This window comes from Aliiruegeria haliotis, from assembly GCF_003003255.1.
In the GTDB taxonomy this organism is placed as follows: Bacteria; Pseudomonadota; Alphaproteobacteria; order Rhodobacterales; family Rhodobacteraceae; genus Tropicimonas; species Tropicimonas haliotis.
This window is the reverse complement of record NZ_PVTD01000001.1, coordinates 930967-945578: the sequence shown is the minus strand read 5'-3', so window position 1 is coordinate 945578 and position 14612 is coordinate 930967. Positions and strand designations below refer to the sequence as shown.

At 62.8% G+C, this 14612-nt stretch carries 13 protein-coding genes; 5 read left to right on the top strand and 8 right to left on the bottom strand.

Going from position 1 to position 14612, the window contains the following annotated elements; genetic code table 11:
• Window positions 1–6: 6 nt before the first annotated feature.
• Window positions 7–582 carry a GNAT family N-acetyltransferase gene (locus CLV78_RS04290; protein WP_106203494.1) on the bottom strand — a complete coding sequence of 192 codons (576 nt, stop codon included), beginning with the start codon at window positions 580–582 and terminating at the stop codon, window positions 7–9.
• Between the two features lie 98 nt (window positions 583–680).
• Between CLV78_RS04290 and CLV78_RS04285 the strand changes: the two genes are divergently transcribed.
• The 3 genes from CLV78_RS04285 to CLV78_RS04275 all read left to right on the top strand — a co-directional run bounded on the left by CLV78_RS04285 (window position 681) and on the right by CLV78_RS04275 (window position 3358).
• Window positions 681–1571, top strand: a complete 891-nt coding sequence (locus tag CLV78_RS04285) for a PfkB family carbohydrate kinase (protein ID WP_106203493.1) — start codon at window positions 681–683, stop codon at window positions 1569–1571.
• Complete coding sequence (locus CLV78_RS04280) at window positions 1568–2488, top strand: pseudouridine-5'-phosphate glycosidase (RefSeq protein ID WP_170111645.1); 921 nt, start codon at window positions 1568–1570, stop codon at window positions 2486–2488. Before CLV78_RS04285 ends, CLV78_RS04280 begins: the two co-directional genes overlap by 4 nt.
• An 84-nt stretch (window positions 2489–2572) precedes the next feature.
• Entirely contained in the window at window positions 2573–3358 is a 786-nt protein-coding gene (locus CLV78_RS04275; protein WP_106203492.1) for a DUF502 domain-containing protein, read from the top strand.
• 81 nt (window positions 3359–3439) lie between these two features.
• On the opposite strand, the gene CLV78_RS04270 is transcribed toward CLV78_RS04275, so the two are convergent.
• Window positions 3440–4483: a patatin-like phospholipase family protein gene (locus CLV78_RS04270; RefSeq protein ID WP_106203765.1), complete on the bottom strand. Its 1044-nt coding sequence runs from the start codon at window positions 4481–4483 to the stop codon at window positions 3440–3442.
• Window positions 4484–4567: 84 nt separating this feature from the next.
• Window positions 4568–5341, bottom strand: coding sequence for a 3-hydroxybutyrate dehydrogenase (locus CLV78_RS04265; protein ID WP_106203491.1), 774 nt, complete (start codon window positions 5339–5341; stop codon window positions 4568–4570).
• Between the two features lie 352 nt (window positions 5342–5693).
• Between CLV78_RS04265 and CLV78_RS04260 the strand changes: the two genes are divergently transcribed.
• Entirely contained in the window at window positions 5694–7508 is a 1815-nt protein-coding gene (locus CLV78_RS04260) for an extracellular solute-binding protein (RefSeq protein ID WP_106203490.1), read from the top strand.
• Between the two features lie 717 nt (window positions 7509–8225).
• Here the strand turns inward: CLV78_RS04260 and CLV78_RS04255 are convergent.
• Both CLV78_RS04255 and chrA read right to left on the bottom strand, forming a co-directional pair.
• Complete coding sequence (locus tag CLV78_RS04255; RefSeq protein WP_106203489.1) at window positions 8226–8627, bottom strand: rhodanese-like domain-containing protein; 402 nt, start codon at window positions 8625–8627, stop codon at window positions 8226–8228.
• Between the two features lie 332 nt (window positions 8628–8959).
• Window positions 8960–10186, bottom strand: a complete 1227-nt coding sequence (gene chrA, locus CLV78_RS04250; protein WP_106203764.1) for a chromate efflux transporter — start codon at window positions 10184–10186, stop codon at window positions 8960–8962.
• A gap of 578 nt (window positions 10187–10764) precedes the next feature.
• On the opposite strand from chrA, the gene CLV78_RS04245 reads away from it, so the two are divergent.
• Entirely contained in the window at window positions 10765–12606 is a 1842-nt protein-coding gene (locus tag CLV78_RS04245; protein ID WP_106203488.1) for an amidohydrolase, read from the top strand.
• A gap of 339 nt (window positions 12607–12945) precedes the next feature.
• Here the strand turns inward: CLV78_RS04245 and rpsI are convergent, their stop codons facing one another.
• The 3 genes from rpsI to CLV78_RS04230 form a co-directional block, all read right to left on the bottom strand.
• The gene (gene rpsI, locus CLV78_RS04240) at window positions 12946–13434 is read right to left on the bottom strand and encodes a 30S ribosomal protein S9 (RefSeq protein ID WP_106203487.1); all 489 of its coding nucleotides are present in this window, start codon (window positions 13432–13434) and stop codon (window positions 12946–12948) included.
• Between the two features lie 5 nt (window positions 13435–13439).
• Window positions 13440–13898, bottom strand: a complete 459-nt coding sequence (gene rplM, locus CLV78_RS04235; RefSeq protein WP_106203486.1) for a 50S ribosomal protein L13 — start codon at window positions 13896–13898, stop codon at window positions 13440–13442.
• Window positions 13899–14142: 244 nt separating this feature from the next.
• Complete coding sequence (locus tag CLV78_RS04230) at window positions 14143–14574, bottom strand: PaaI family thioesterase (RefSeq protein ID WP_106203485.1); 432 nt, start codon at window positions 14572–14574, stop codon at window positions 14143–14145.
• Window positions 14575–14612 lie beyond the last annotated feature (38 nt).

Here is a 14612-nt window from a genome sequence, read left to right as displayed (position 1 = left end):
CCTCGCTCAGTCTTTTACCATCAGGATCCAGTAGGAGCCTGCGTTGTCCCATCCGTCCTTGACCATCGGCAGGCGCGCGCGTTCCACGTAGCCGCAGCGGGAATAGAGGCGCATTGCGCCCGGATTGCCATCGGACACGATAAGGCTCATGCCGTTCGGACCCCGGTAGCGTTCGGCATGGGCCAGCAGCGCCGTACCGACGCCGCGCCCTTGCTGGTTCGCAACCGTCGATAAAACGTAGACATAGCCGGTGCCCGGCGCAGCGTTTTCCAGTTCCGCAAGGGGGCGGAACATTGCCGGCATGTCCGGGTCGAGGGGGGGCGGACGTTCGGGCTGGGTGTATCCGAAAAGGCAGCCGGCCAGCGCGCCATCGCGCATCGCCACCCAGCCATTCCGGTGGGAGATCCCCGCCCCGGTTCCGCGCACCCTGTTTCGGCCGACCTGCCACGGATCCTCTCCCGGTTCTGCCATGTCCTGCCAGACCAGAAGCGGCATTCCCTCACCGGCCTGATTGACCAGCACGGCAAGTTGATCGGCATCCTCCGGGAGCGCCGGACGGATGAAAATTTCGGACGGTGCCATGATGCCCTCCTGTTGCACCCGGCCATACTGGCACGAAGCGCCACGTGAAGCGACCGAAGCACTTGCGCTCACAGGGTTCTCGTCCAATACCTTGAAGCATGAGCGTTCAACCCGACATCCTTTGCATCGGATCCGTCCTCTGGGATGTGATCGGGCGCACCCCGCGTCACATGTCGGTGGGCCACGACGTCCCCGGCCGGATCACGCGATTGCCCGGTGGCGTGGCAATGAACATCGCGATGGCACTGGTAAGGGAGGGTATGCGGCCTGCCCTGCTGACGGTGCTGGGGCGCGACGGCGAAGGCGTCGAGTTGGAACGCGCGGCACGGGACATGGGCATGGAGACCGGGTTCGTGACCTGGTCGGACAGCCTGCCGACCGACCAATACATGGCCATCGAAGGCGAGAACGGGCTGGTTGCGGCAATTGCCGATGCGCACTCGCTGGAAAACGCAGGCGATATAATCCTTGAGCCGCTGGCCGACGGTCGCCTCGGCTCGATCGACGCCCCCTACAGCGGCGTTGTGGCCCTCGACGGCAACCTGACCGAGGTTCTCCTCTCAAGAATAGCCGAGAACCCGTTGTTTTCAGAAGCAGATCTACGGATTGCCCCGGCGTCTCCCGGCAAAGCCGGGCGGCTGGTGCCAATCCTGCGTCACCCCGGTGCGACGCTCTATGTCAACCGGATCGAGGCTGGTTTGATCTGCGACAAGAAGTTCTCGACTGCCGTCGCCGCCGCGGAAGCCCTGGTGGAGATGGGAGCCCGCCGGGTTCTGGTGACCGATGGCGGCGGGATGATGGCGGAGGCTGGTCCGGATGGCGTCCTGTCCGCCACCCCTCCGCAGGTCGTGGTCGCACGGGTGACCGGTGCCGGCGATACCTTCATGGCCGCCCATATCGCGGCGGAAACCCGTGGTCTTTCCGGCCTCGTTGCCGTAGAGGCCGCCCTTGGCATTACCGCCGCATATATTTCGGAGCCCGGCCCGTGACAGACACCCTGCCCCTCAGTTTTTCCGCCGAAGTTGTCGCCGCCCGTGCCGAAGGCCGCCCGTTGGTGGCGCTTGAGAGCACGATCATCACGCATGGGATGCCCTGGCCGCAGAACCTCGAAACCGCGCGGCTGGTCGAACAGACCGTGCGCGACAGCGGTGCCGTGCCCGCCACGATTGCCGTGCTGAACGGTCGGTTGCACGTCGGTCTGGAGCCCGAGCAGCTGGAGGCGCTGGCGCAGGCCAAGGATGTTGCAAAGCTGAGCCGGGCCGATATCGCCGTCTGCATGGCGACCGGCGGCACCGGCGCCACGACTGTGGCCGCGACGATGATCGCCGCGAAGCTCGCGGGGATCTCGGTCTTCGCGACTGGCGGAATCGGCGGGGTTCACAAGGGCGCGGAAGCGACATTCGATATCTCGGCCGATCTTCACGAACTCGCGGCAACCCCGGTGACGGTCGTCGCAGCCGGTGCCAAGGCGATCCTTGACCTTCCCAAGACACTGGAAGTGCTGGAGACCCTCGGTGTGCCGGTGATCGCCGTCGGGCAGGACGATCTGCCGGCATTCTGGTCGCGCCGGTCCGGGCTCGCCGCGCCCCTGCGGCTCGACAACGCCGCCGAGATCGCTGCGGCACACAGGATGCGCGTGGCCATGGGGTTGCCGGGCGGCCAGCTGGTCACCAACCCGATCCCGGTGGCGGACGAGATCGACGGCGAGGATCTTGCCCCGATCATCGCACAGGCCCAGGCCGAGGCCGACGCACAGGGCGTCGCTGCCAAGGAGGTTACACCGTTCCTGTTGCAACGGATCTTCGAGTTGACCGATGGGCGGTCCCTGGTGGCCAACATCGCGCTGGTGCTCAACAACGCGCGCCTTGCAGCGGCAATTGCATCCGAAATCAGCGAGACGCCGTGAAACCCGCCAATTGCCGCAAGCGGTGCACTTGCGGCGTGTGATATGTGTACATAGCTTCCTCAAGGACATACGCGCAGCGAGACGATGGCCGAGCCCGACAAACCGAACCCTTCCCCCCTGGAGCCCCATCACCCGCGACGGCGGCCCGGGCTGCTTGCGAACCTGCGCTCGTCCTTCCTGACCGGGCTTGTCGTCATTGCCCCCGTCGGGCTGACGGTCTGGCTGATCTGGACCGTCATTGGCTGGGTGGACAACTTCGTCCTCCCTTTCGTCCCCGATCCCTACAAACCGGAAACGGTCATCAAGACGATCCTCGGGGAGGAAACGCAGGTCAACGTGCGTGGCGTCGGCGTGGTCTTCTTCCTGATGTTCACCGTGGTGATCGGCTGGATCGCCAAAGGTCTGATCGGACGGTCACTGATCGACTGGGCAGAAGGTCTGATCGACCGTATGCCGATCGTTCGCTCGATCTACAACGGCGTGAAACAGATCGCGGAGACGGTCTTTGCCCAGACGGAATCGAATTTCGACAAGGCCTGCCTGATCCAGTATCCGCGCGAAGGGCTCTGGGCGATCGCCTTCGTCTCGACCTCCGCCAAGGGAGAGATCAGCCGCCGCGTTCCGCGAGACGAGAACATCGTTTCGGTCTTCCTGCCGACAACGCCGAACCCGACGTCCGGGTTCCTGCTCTTCGTGCCGGAGAGCGACGTGATCTACCTCGACATGAGCGTCGAGGACGCCGCGAAACTGGTGATATCCGCTGGCCTTGTCTATCCGTCCGAACACGACGGAGAGCACGGCACGTCGACACCGGGTGGGATTCCGCTCGCAGTGGAAGCGGAGCGGCAGCGCGACAAGCTGGACGCCTGACGGCGGGCGCACTGCTGTCGTTTGCCGGGGCGCATTCAGCATTGCAGCCCGGCTCGACGGTGGGGTCAGTCCTCTGTTGGCTCAGTCGAACATCGCCTTGAGGTCCACCGAACCGCACTGGTTCAGATCGTCCTTGTGCGCTGCCAGAAACCCATCGGCAGCCGCGCGTCCCGCAGCCTTCAGACGTGAAATCACCACCGGAGATGGCACGATCTTGGTTGCCACGGAAAGATCGCGCATGAAGGCATCGTCGGCGATCATGTGAACCAGAACGTCCCGCATCCGGCCCTGCTCCATCCGGCCTTCGGCGATGAGTTGCTTGACGAAATGGATCGCTCGCAGCTCACGCAGTAGCGAAGAATTGAAGCTTATCTCGTTGATGCGATTGTGAATATCGCCTCCGGTGCGTGGGATCTCGGCTCGGTAGAGAGGGTTGATGTTCACCACCACCACGTCCGCCGGCAGGTCATGCCGAAAGAGCGGAAACAACGCCGGGTTGCCGGTGTAGCCGCCATCCCAGAACGCTTCGAGCCGCCCGGTTCGGGGATCGTGTTTCTCGACCGCCTGGAAGATCGACGGCAGGCAGCCGGATGCAAGAATGGCGGCAGTGTCGATTTCCTCTCCGCTGAACACCCGGATCTTGCCGGTGCGCACGTTGGTTGCAGAGATGAACAGCGCGGGCCCGGTCTCCGCGCAGACCCGGTCATAAGAGAAGGCGTCGACGATCTTCTCCAGCGGGTTGTTGTAGAACGGACCATAGGAATAGGGGCTGACAACCCTGCTGGCGGTATCGGCCCAGGCCATGAGCGGCGAGCTTTCCAGGACCGTGGAATAGAACTCGGTCGGCGGCGCCAGCGGCGCGAACCAGTGTGTCAGCCGAAGATCCCGCACACCGGCGACCTGGGTCCAGAGCCAGTCGAGATTGGCCCTTGCCGCTGCCCGATCCTTCCCCACACCGTCCGATACGAGGCCGGCCTTCACGGCGGCCCCGTTCAGCGCGCCCGCCGATGTGCCGGAGATGCCGGCGATCTCGATGTCGTCCTCTTCCAGAATCCGATCCAGAACGCCCCAGGTAAAGGCCCCATGCGCCCCGCCGCCCTGCAAAGCCAGGTTGATACGCTTCACCACGCCTGCTCTCCCTTCTTCTCCGGAAAGACCAATGGGCACCGTTGCCCCGTGTGGGGGCGAGGCCCCTGCCCCGTGCTGACCTCAGAGCGCGGTCCAGCCGCCGTCGACGCTGATCGTTGTGCCCGTGATCTGGGCAGCGGCGTCGGAGCAGAGGAACACACAGGTGCCGCCCATCTGCTCCACGGTCGCGAACTCCTTCGACGGTTGCCGCGCCAGCATCACGTTGCGGATGACCTCCTCCCGTTCCATCCCGTATTCCTTCATGGTGTTCGGGATCTGCTCTTCCACCAACGGCGTCAGGACATAGCCCGGGCAGATGGCGTTGCAGGTGATCGGCTCCTCGGCCGTTTCCAGCGCCACTGTCTTGGTCATGCCCACCACGCCATGCTTCGCGGCAATATAGGCCGACTTGTAGGGCGAGGCCGTCAGCCCGTGAGCGGAGGCGATGTTGACGACCCGGCCCCAGCCCGCCGCACGCATCATCGGCAAGGCAGCGGCCGTGGTGTGGAAGGCCGAACTCATGTTTATCGCAATGATCGCGTCCCATTTGTCGGCCGGAAACTCGTCGATTGGCGACACGAACTGGATACCGGCGTTGTTCACGAGGATATCGCAGGCGCCGGCCTGTTCGATCAGTGCCCGGCATTCGTCACCCTTCGACATGTCGGCCTTGATGTAGCGGGCGGTTGTGCCGGTGTCCCGGCTGATCTCATCCGCGATCGCGTGATCCTCGTCCCGGTCGGTGAACGAGTTGAGGACGACATTCGCGCCAGCTTTCGCCAACTCCCGCGCGATCCCCAAACCGATGCCGGAGTTCGACCCGGTGATGACTGCTGTCTTACCCTGCAATGACATGTTCGCTCTCCCTCGGAAAATATCGAGGCTCACCCTTGCATGCTGCACCCGCGAGATGAAGCCCGTGCGGTTGCGTCGATGAGAAAATGCGACGAACGGCCAGTTAACACCTGAGTCTGCGGGTTGGCCGACCGCATCGGCAAGACCCCGCCCATGCCAGCCAAAAAAAACGCCCGCACAAGGCGGGCGTTAAGTCATTGAGGCAGGTTTCATACAGGCAAGAAACCTATCGAGCAGTGCCTCTGTTATACGCAAATAGGGGAGAAAGTCCAAGGTAAAAGTTTGAAATGGTTGACTTGCAGGGGTAGGTTTCAGGCCAAATATACAAGGGCAGAGAGGGATTGTTGCCAAAATGCGACTCGAGTTTTTCCGATATGCAAGCGCATTCGCCATCGTGACATTCACGTCGTCCCTCGCGGGAATCGGCAGCGCGGAGCCCGCGCATGGCATAGCTATGTATGGCGACCCCGCCCTTCCACCGGATTTTGTGTCCCTGCCATACGTGAACCCCGACGCCCCCAAAGGTGGGCGAATCGTTCTGTCGGAAGTGGGCAGCTATGACAGCCTTAATCCGTTCATCCTGAAGGGACGATTTGTCTATGGTCAGCGCCAGTATGGCTACGAGAGCCTTCTGGGCCGCAACTACGACGAACCGTTTACACTTTACGGGCTTTTGGCCGAATCGGTCGAGACCGGCCCGAATCGCGAATGGGTCGAATTCACCCTGCATCCAGAGGCAAAATTCTCCGATGGCAGCCCCGTGACCGCGGAAGATGTGCTGTGGTCCTTCGAGACGCTCGGCACGCTCGGTCACCCTCGCTACCATGCGGCCTGGAAGAAGGTGGAGACCGCTGAGAGTGTCGGTGAACGGACCGTTCGCTTCACATTCAACACCAAGGACAACGAACTGCCGCTGATCCTCGGTCTGCGGCCGATCCTCAAGAAGTCCGAATATGACGACCGCCCCTTCGATGAAAGCTCGCTGGAGCCGCCCATCGGGTCCGGTCCCTATGTCATCGACAGTTTCGAGCCGGGGCGCTTCATGGTGCTGAAGAAGGACCCGGACTGGTGGGGGGCGGATCTGCCCTTCAATGTCGGCCTGCACAATATCGGAGAGATCCGCTACGAATGGTTCGGCGACGGCGACGTGGCCTTCGAGGCCTTCCGCGCCGGAGAGGTGTCCTCTAACCGCGAGGGCAATCTGAGCAAGTGGAAGACGGCCTACGATTTCCCTGCTGTGCAGTCGGGGGAAATCGTCCTGACCGAGATCCCGCACCAACGCCCCTCCGGCATCCGTGGCATGGTGATGAACACCCGGCGAGCGCCGTTTGACGACTGGCGCGTTCGGGACGCGCTGATCCACGCCTTCAACTTCGAGTTCATCAACAACGCCATCAACGCGGGCGAGGAGCCGCGCATCCAGTCCTATTTCTCCAACTCCGTACTCGGCATGTCCGACGGCCCGGCTGAGGGGAAGGTCCGGGAGCTTCTGGAACCCTATGCCGACGTGCTGTTGCCCGGCGCTCTGGAAGGCTACGCCCTGCCCGTCTCCGATGGGTCCGAGGCCAACCGGAAGAACACCCGCAAGGCGCTCAAGATCCTGGCCGATGCGGGATGGACCGTGCAGGACGGTGTGATGAAGGACGCGAGCGGCAAGGCGCTCGAGTTTGATATCCTGCTGCGCTCCGGTGCGACCCAGATGACGAACATCGCCGAGCTCTATGCCGAACAGCTCAAGCGGATCGGTGTCGTGGCCAATCTCGTGACCGTCGACAGCGCGCAATACAAGGAGCGCACGCAGGAATACGACTTCGACATGGCCTACTACATTCGCTACATGTCCCTGTCACCCGGCAATGAACAGCATCTCTACTGGGGTGCCGAGGGCGTCACCAAGCCCGGCACGCGCAACTGGATGGGTGTCGACAGCCCTGCGGTCGAGGCCATGATCGACGCGTTGCTGAACGGTGAAACCCAGGAGGATTTCCGGGCCGCTGCCAAGGCGCTGGACCGCGTGTTGACGACCGGCCGCTACGTAGTGCCGATCTGGTATTCCCCGGTAGGTCGGCTCGCCCACAAGGCGGAGCTCAAGTACCCGGTAGGCAAGACCCAGATGTACGGTGACTGGATTGGTTTCCAACCCGACGTCTGGTGGATCGAGGAGTGATCCGCGCGCCCCATTCGCAACATGCGTTTGCGATGCCTCGGGTGTGACACCCGCGCACGCACCATGTCCGGCCCGTGGTTTTCTTGCGGGCCGGTTTTTTTGTGTGGCGAATGGATGGCGGGTTGCAGCCTCCGGAAGCTGGACGTCGGCAGAAACAGCGCAGTTCCCTTCACGGTCCCCATTGCGCCTGACCTATCTGGCCTGCGACCGCGAGCACACGCAGGGCCTACGCGGCGACACGGCACTCCTCCGACGCAAATGTGCATGTGGTCTTGGACAAAGGTCACCCGCTTGATTGGCAGTCATCCCCTTCGCCGGGCGTGGGCTGATACGCGCGTCAAACCCGGCTGCGCCCGAGGTTCGAAACAGGGTCGATGCAATCCGCATTTCGGCTGGAGCAGGCCAAGGCGGCTATTTCAATCCCAACAAGGCATGCGCAAGTCGCCTGCCGGGAAGATTCGCGACAACCAAACGGCGGGCAGGGTTCAGACCGAATGACAAGAGAAGTTGGGCCATTTGGGGAGAGCGACGCCTTTAGGCACGAAGCGACAGGCGCACAGGGCGCACAGAATGCCGGTTCACAGGTGACGCCGTGAGGTCGACGGGCAGCCCGCACGCAAGCGTTCCGTGGGCGGCATGCTATCGACGGAAGATCTCACCGCCAATGAACCTCGCAGAGAGAAACTGCACCACGTAGGGGGACAGTTCCAACCGCCTTCAGCCCTTCGTTTCGGGATGCTCGACCGGTCCGCCCTGTTTCACCCAATCGGTAAACCCATCCTTCAGGTGAGCCGCCGGGAACCCCATGTCGTTCAGCGTCGCGACGGACAGGGCTGACCGCCATCCGGACGCACAATGAAAGACAAAGCGTTTGTCCTGCCCGAAGACTTCCTTGAAGTAGGGGCTTTGCGGATCAACCCAGAACTCCAGCATTCCACGCGGACAATGGACGCTTCCCGGGATGAACCCGGACCGCTGGCGTTCCCGCACATCCCGAAGGTCCACGATTACGAGGTCGGGATCGCCGTGCCGGGCGATCAGGTCGGCTGTCGCGACCTCCTCGATCCGTGCGCGGGCGGCGGCCACCATTTCGGCAGCGCTGGTTGTCAGTTCTGGCATGCTCTCCTCCGGACTTGGGCGGAGCGTATCGCCCTGCCCCGCGCTCCTGCAAGTCCGTAGGCTCCCGGCGCACCTCCAACCGCCTCCGTTGCCAGCAAAGGCAATGTGGTTTTGCGCGGTGGGTTCCGGATACCGGACGCAAGCGGCAACTGGATCTGTCGATTGATGCGCCTCGGCGGGCATGGTTCATCGACGACCGGAGTGCGCCAAAATGGGACTCACCGACGATCTTCAAGATGTTCCGGGCGAACATCCCGCTCGCCGGGGTGTTCATCCGCTTGCCAAAAGTCGTGGCCTCTGACGCAATGCCGACGGGCGCACCAATCCTGCTATCAGAGGCCGGATATGCCCATTGCCCCGCCAATCACAGCCATGCAAATCACCACAACCCAGACCGGCACTTTCCAGACTCGCAACGCGAAGAAACCCGTGGCCGCGAGGGCGAAATCGGCGCCGTCGCGAACGCCAGACGTGAACACCGGATCGTAGAGTGCGGCGGCAAGAATCCCGACCACGGCGGCATTCACGCCCGCCAACGCCGCACGGGCGCGCGGCACGGAGCGAAGGCTGTCCCACCAGGGCAGCATTCCCGCGACCAGCAACGCGCCCGGCAGGAAGATTGCGACCAACGCGATCGTGGCGCCGGCGAGGCCATTCGGCGCCGGGTCAAGGACGGACCCCAGATAGGCGGCGAACGTAAAGAGCGGACCGGGCACCGCTTGCGCGGCCCCATAGCCGGTCAGGAAGGTGTCGGGATCGGTCCAGCCGGGGCCGACGACGGAGTCCTGAAGGAGTGGCAGCACAACATGTCCGCCTCCGAAAACCAGCGCCCCGGCGCGATAGAACGCATCGAAGAGCGCAAGCCCCTGCCCGCCCAACCCGACCTGCAACGCCAGCGGGACAAGCACGAGGATCACAAAGGCGAGCGCGACCAGACTCAGTCCAACCCGGCGGTCGGGGAGCCGGGCGACGTCGAAGGCGCCATGCACATCCTCACCTGCCGGCGCGCCGAGCGCCATCACGAGGCCCAGTACCGCGCCCGCCAGGATCACAAGCACCTGTATTGCGGTCCCGCTGGCGGCCCCAAGTGCGGCGAGCGACAGCAGTGCGATTGCCAGTGTCTTGCGGTCCGGACAGAGCGACCGACCCATGCCATAGACCGCATCGGCCACGACAGCGACGGCAAGAACCTTGAGTCCGGCAATGACTCCGATTGAAAAGGGATCGGACAGCGCCGCCGCGCCCCAGGCGAACAGCACGAGGATCATGGCGGATGGCAATGTGAACCCGGCCCAGGCAGCGAGTGCACCCGGCCAACCGCCCCGCATCAGCCCGAGCGCGAAGCCAACTTGGCTTGACGCCGGACCCGGCAGGAACTGGCAGAGTGCCACGAGATCTGCATATGCGGCATCGCTCAGCCATTTTCGGCGCTCCACGAAGGCGGTGCGGAAGTAGCCAAGGTGGGCGACCGGGCCACCAAAGGAGGTCAACCCGAGCGCCAGGAAGGTCAGGAAAATGTCGCCCGGCGCGTGGGATGTGTCACTGTCATGCCTGTCCATGCCCATGGCCTAGCAGTCCGATGTGTCGGATTGAAGAACCATCGCCGCACAGGAGGGAAACGCGCAATCGAGGAGCGGGTCCGGAGGGCGGTTGGCCGCCCCTCCCATCTTCCGGCCCGGACACACGCCAACATCGGGTTGGTCGGCAGTACAGGTTTGGATGCGCCTGGAGCGGGGCATCCGGAAGTCAGGGTGAGGTGTTGCTATGCCGGTCTTGCAACTACTTCGCATCGGACAGGCCCCGCCGACCTTCATGCGCGCGGCGCGGCCGCGTGGGTCCGGTTCTGGACAATCCGCCAACCCAGTCGGGTCTCGTGATAGGCGGCGGTTGGCACGACGCTTTCGCGACCCCGCGTTGCAGCTCGGCGCCTTTCGGCCCTCGAAGCGACGCACGTAGCGATTGGTTGCCGCCACGCTTTTCTGCCGCCGGGAAGCAGTGCCGGAAAGCGCCCTGCTGACCACACCGGCCCGATCGTGCCTTGAGACGTCGCACAAATGTCATCCCGGCGGTTGTTGACAAACAAGTGCCCGCTTCATTTCCTTCCCTGATGCTTTCCTTTCAATGATTGGTGCTCCACATGTCCCAAAGGTACCTTCTCTCCTCCTCTCTGCTCGTTTCGCTGGTGGCATCGCCGGCCCTGTCCCAATCGGCCGATACGGTCTTTTTGAGTGAGAACATCATTACCAGCAATGCGGAGATGCCCCTTGCCCGGTCGATGGCCATTGCCGGCGACAGCATTGTCTGCGTCCGGACCGACGAATCCTGCCGTGAACTTGCCGATGACACCACGCAGATCGTCGATGCCGGCGAGAACACGATTATGGCTGGGATCGTCGACACCCATCTGCATACCCGCATTTTCGGGCAGACCCACGCGGTGATGCTCAACCTCTTCAAGTACAACGATGCGACACGCGAAGAGGTGGTCGAGGTCATTCGGGACTACGCGGCCGGCCTTGGTCCCGATGAATGGGTGATCGGTGGCGGCTATTCCGATGCGCATTTCGAGTTGCCCACCAAGGAAGAACTGGACGAGATCGTCGGCGGCCGTCCGGCGTTGATTTCGGACAATACCCAGCACAACGGCTGGTACTCCACCCGCGCGCTGGAGGCGCTTGGGATCGACGGTAGCTGGCAGCCGCCCAAGGGTGGCTACATGCCCCTCAACGATGCCGGTGAACCGGTTGGAACTCTTCAGGAGAAAGCGCACCTGTCGACCGGATTCGTGGAGCAGCACAAGCTCTATTCCAATGAACGGCAGGAAGAGGCCGTGAGGGCGGCGGCACGGATCATGAACGCGGTCGGTGTCACATCGGCCACGGAAGCCGCGGCCGGCTCAAAGGAAGGTGCCGATGATGTCTATGTGCGCCTCGCCTCGAAAGGTGAGCTGAACCTGCGTCACGAACTGGCCATGGTCTATTGGGGGGACGGCACGCCCGAAGGCGACGCCGCGATGACCGAAAACCTGCTGATGCGCAGAGACGCGATCCGGGCATCCGACGCCGATCTCGATTATCTCACTGCGAATACGGTCAAATTCGCCATCGATGGCACGCCGGGGCGCTTTGCCTTCATGGAAATGCCCTACCTCGACGGCACCCGGCCCAACATGAACTATGACCCGACCAACCTTTCGGAGATTTTCGACACTCTCACGGAGAAAGGGTTCGGAATCATGCTCCACGTCGAGGGCAACGCGGCCATCCGCAAGTCACTCGATGCGATGGAATATGCCGACACGACCGGAAACCCGTTGAGTGACGATGTCCTGAACATTTTCACGCATCTCGACCACCTCTCCATCGATTCGATCAGCCGGATGGCGGAACTCGGTATCGCCGGGCAGCTTCAGCTTCATTGGGCCGATCCGACTGAACCCTATTTCCTGAACGTCATCCGCGGAAATCTTCCCGACCAGATCCTCGACAGGATGTGGCAGTTCAAGCTGGTGACCGAGTTTCTGGAGTACGGGTTCGGTCCCGATGCGCCCACGTCGGCGGTGTTCTCCCCCTGGGAGGGCATGGAGATTGCGATGACACGTCAGGCCATGGGGTCGCCCAGCGGCCAGCGCATGCCGGGTGAGCCTCTGTCCCTTGACGAGATCATCCACGGATCAACCCTCGGCAGTGCCCGGCTGCAAGGCAAGGGCCATATGATCGGCAGCCTTGAGGAGGGCAAGAAGGCGGATGTCATCGTGCTCGACCGTGATATCCGCCAGCAGGCCGAGGCCAATATCTACGAGTTCCACAAGATCGAGGTTCTGCAGACGTATCTCGGCGGCAAGCTGGTCTATGACATCGATCGGGATGGCGAGCCGGACAAGGCCCTGACAGAGCCGGTATGGGACGAGGGCGACGACGAGAAACTGCGCCGGGGCGTTGCCATTACCAACGAGCGTTTCGACGACGAGGCGCTCTGACGGGACCCACGCTGCTGTTCGTGCGGGGGCGCCGACAGGCCGGTCGATCCGGGCTTCGTTGCAAGGTCCGGGAACCTTGCGCTAGCGGGCGCCCTCGACGTCACTGGGAAGCGTTGCACTGCGCCATTCGGGTTTGAACGCGCAGCTATCCGTTGCCGGACGGGAAGCGGTCAATGGCGCCGTCGCGCGCGCCGATCATTCCGGTGCTCAGGCCCGGATGACCCCTTTGGTGTGGTATCGACGGCGCGAGGTCATCATCACGCGAAACGGGGCACAAGCTGCCCCAAAAGGAAAAGGGCCACCCGAGGGCAGCCCTTTCCAAACCGAAGTCCAGAGCGATCAACGCTTGGAGAACTGGAAGCTCCGACGGGCCTTGCGACGGCCGAACTTCTTCCGCTCCACGACACGGGCGTCGCGGGTCAGGAAGCCGGCGGCCTTCAGCGGCGCGCGCAGGGCGGGATCGTAGAGTTGCAGGGCCTTGGAGATGCCGTGCTTCACGGCGCCGGCCTGTCCGGACAGACCGCCACCTTTCACGGTGGCAACCACATCGAACTCGCCTTCGACACCGGCAACCTGGAACGGCTGGTTCAGGATCAGCTGCTGCACAGGGCGGGCGAAGTAGACGCTGATGTCGCGTCCGTTGACGGTAACCTTGCCGGAGCCGGGCTTGATCCAGACACGGGCGACCGCGTCCTTCCGCTTGCCGGTGGCATAGGAACGACCGAGTTCGTCACGAACCGGATCTCGGGAGACGATCTCTTCAACGACCGGAACGGTGCCTTCAGCGACTTCGTTCAGCTCGGCGAGGGATTTGATTTCTTCGACCATTGTCCTCAGCTCCGGGTGTTTTTCTTGTTCATGGCTTTGACGTCGAGCACTTCGGGCTGCTGGGCCTCGTGGGGATGCTCGGTGCCGGCATAGACACGCAGGTTGGTCATCTGCTGGCGGGACAGGCGATTGCCCGGCAGCATGCGCTTGACGGCCTGCATGACCACGCGCTCGGGGTATTCACCCTCGAGGATCTGGCCGGTGGTGCGGGACTTGATGCCGCCCGGATACCCGGTGTGCCAGTAGTTCGGCTTCATGCGCTTGTTGCCGGTGATCTGCACCTTTTCGGCGTTGATCACGATGACATTGTCACCCATGTCCATATGCGGCGTGAAGGTGGCCTTGTGCTTGCCACGCAGGCGGTTGGCGACGATCGATGCAAGACGGCCCAGCACGACGCCCTCGGCGTCGATGATGATCCATTTCTTGTCGATGTCCGCCGGGGTCGCGGTATAGGTTTTCATCTGTTTGCTCTTGTTCTTTCGGGGGGCACGGTGGCCCGATCGATTGATGTAGCGGTTCTAAGGGTTTTGGCGTCACAGTCAATGCTGACTTTGGTTAACTTTAGATGTAAAATCAAATGCTTACAAATAAGGTAATATATTACCCCACAACTTGACAGGTTCCGGCCGTCACCCGCGCCCGAAAGCACAGCCTGTGGCTGCCCGAATGCCGGTGCAGCCGGATACCAGCCACAAGCGGTTGAAATCAGCCTGCCGCAATTGGCGGAATCGAATAGGTGAGCGAGGCGCGGGCGACGACCCGATCCTCGTGTCCCTCTGAAAACAGCATGGCGTCGCCGACCGCGAGAACCCGGCCGAGCTTCAGCAGGCGCGCATCGCACAGCACGTCTCTGCCCGCCTCCGGCTTGCGCATGAAATCAATGGCACAATTGGTCGTCACCGCCAGCGCTTTCGGGCCGATGCGGCTCAGAACGGCAAGATACATGGCGCAATCGGCCAGCGCGAACATCGATGGACCGGAAACCGTGCTACCCGGGCGGAGGTGCCGGTCCGTCACCTTCAACCGGACACGGATCGACGTGTCATCCAGATGATCCACGGAGAAATCCTCCGCAACCTGGGGAAATTCCTGTTGCAGGAAAAGTCCGAGGTCCCCGATATCCATTTCAAGTGCCATGCTCACTCCCCCGAAAGTGAAAAAAGCCGCCTATCCAG

Excerpts from the sequence above, each read along its gene's own strand:
- CLV78_RS04290 (WP_106203494.1), bottom strand. The coding sequence starts at position 582 with ATGGCACCGTCCGAAATTTTCATCCGTCCGGCGCTCCCGGAGGATGCC.
- CLV78_RS04285 (WP_106203493.1), top strand. The coding sequence starts at position 681 with ATGAGCGTTCAACCCGACATCCTTTGCATCGGATCCGTCCTCTGGGAT.
- CLV78_RS04275 (WP_106203492.1), top strand. The coding sequence starts at position 2,573 with ATGGCCGAGCCCGACAAACCGAACCCTTCCCCCCTGGAGCCCCATCAC.
- CLV78_RS04265 (WP_106203491.1), bottom strand. The coding sequence starts at position 5,341 with ATGTCATTGCAGGGTAAGACAGCAGTCATCACCGGGTCGAACTCCGGC.
- CLV78_RS04260 (WP_106203490.1), top strand. The coding sequence starts at position 5,694 with ATGCGACTCGAGTTTTTCCGATATGCAAGCGCATTCGCCATCGTGACA.
- CLV78_RS04255 (WP_106203489.1), bottom strand. The coding sequence starts at position 8,627 with ATGCCAGAACTGACAACCAGCGCTGCCGAAATGGTGGCCGCCGCCCGC.
- chrA (WP_106203764.1), bottom strand. The coding sequence starts at position 10,186 with ATGGACAGGCATGACAGTGACACATCCCACGCGCCGGGCGACATTTTC.
- CLV78_RS04245 (WP_106203488.1), top strand. The coding sequence starts at position 10,765 with ATGTCCCAAAGGTACCTTCTCTCCTCCTCTCTGCTCGTTTCGCTGGTG.
- rpsI (WP_106203487.1), bottom strand. The coding sequence starts at position 13,434 with ATGGTCGAAGAAATCAAATCCCTCGCCGAGCTGAACGAAGTCGCTGAA.
- rplM (WP_106203486.1), bottom strand. The coding sequence starts at position 13,898 with ATGAAAACCTATACCGCGACCCCGGCGGACATCGACAAGAAATGGATC.
- CLV78_RS04230 (WP_106203485.1), bottom strand. The coding sequence starts at position 14,574 with ATGGCACTTGAAATGGATATCGGGGACCTCGGACTTTTCCTGCAACAG.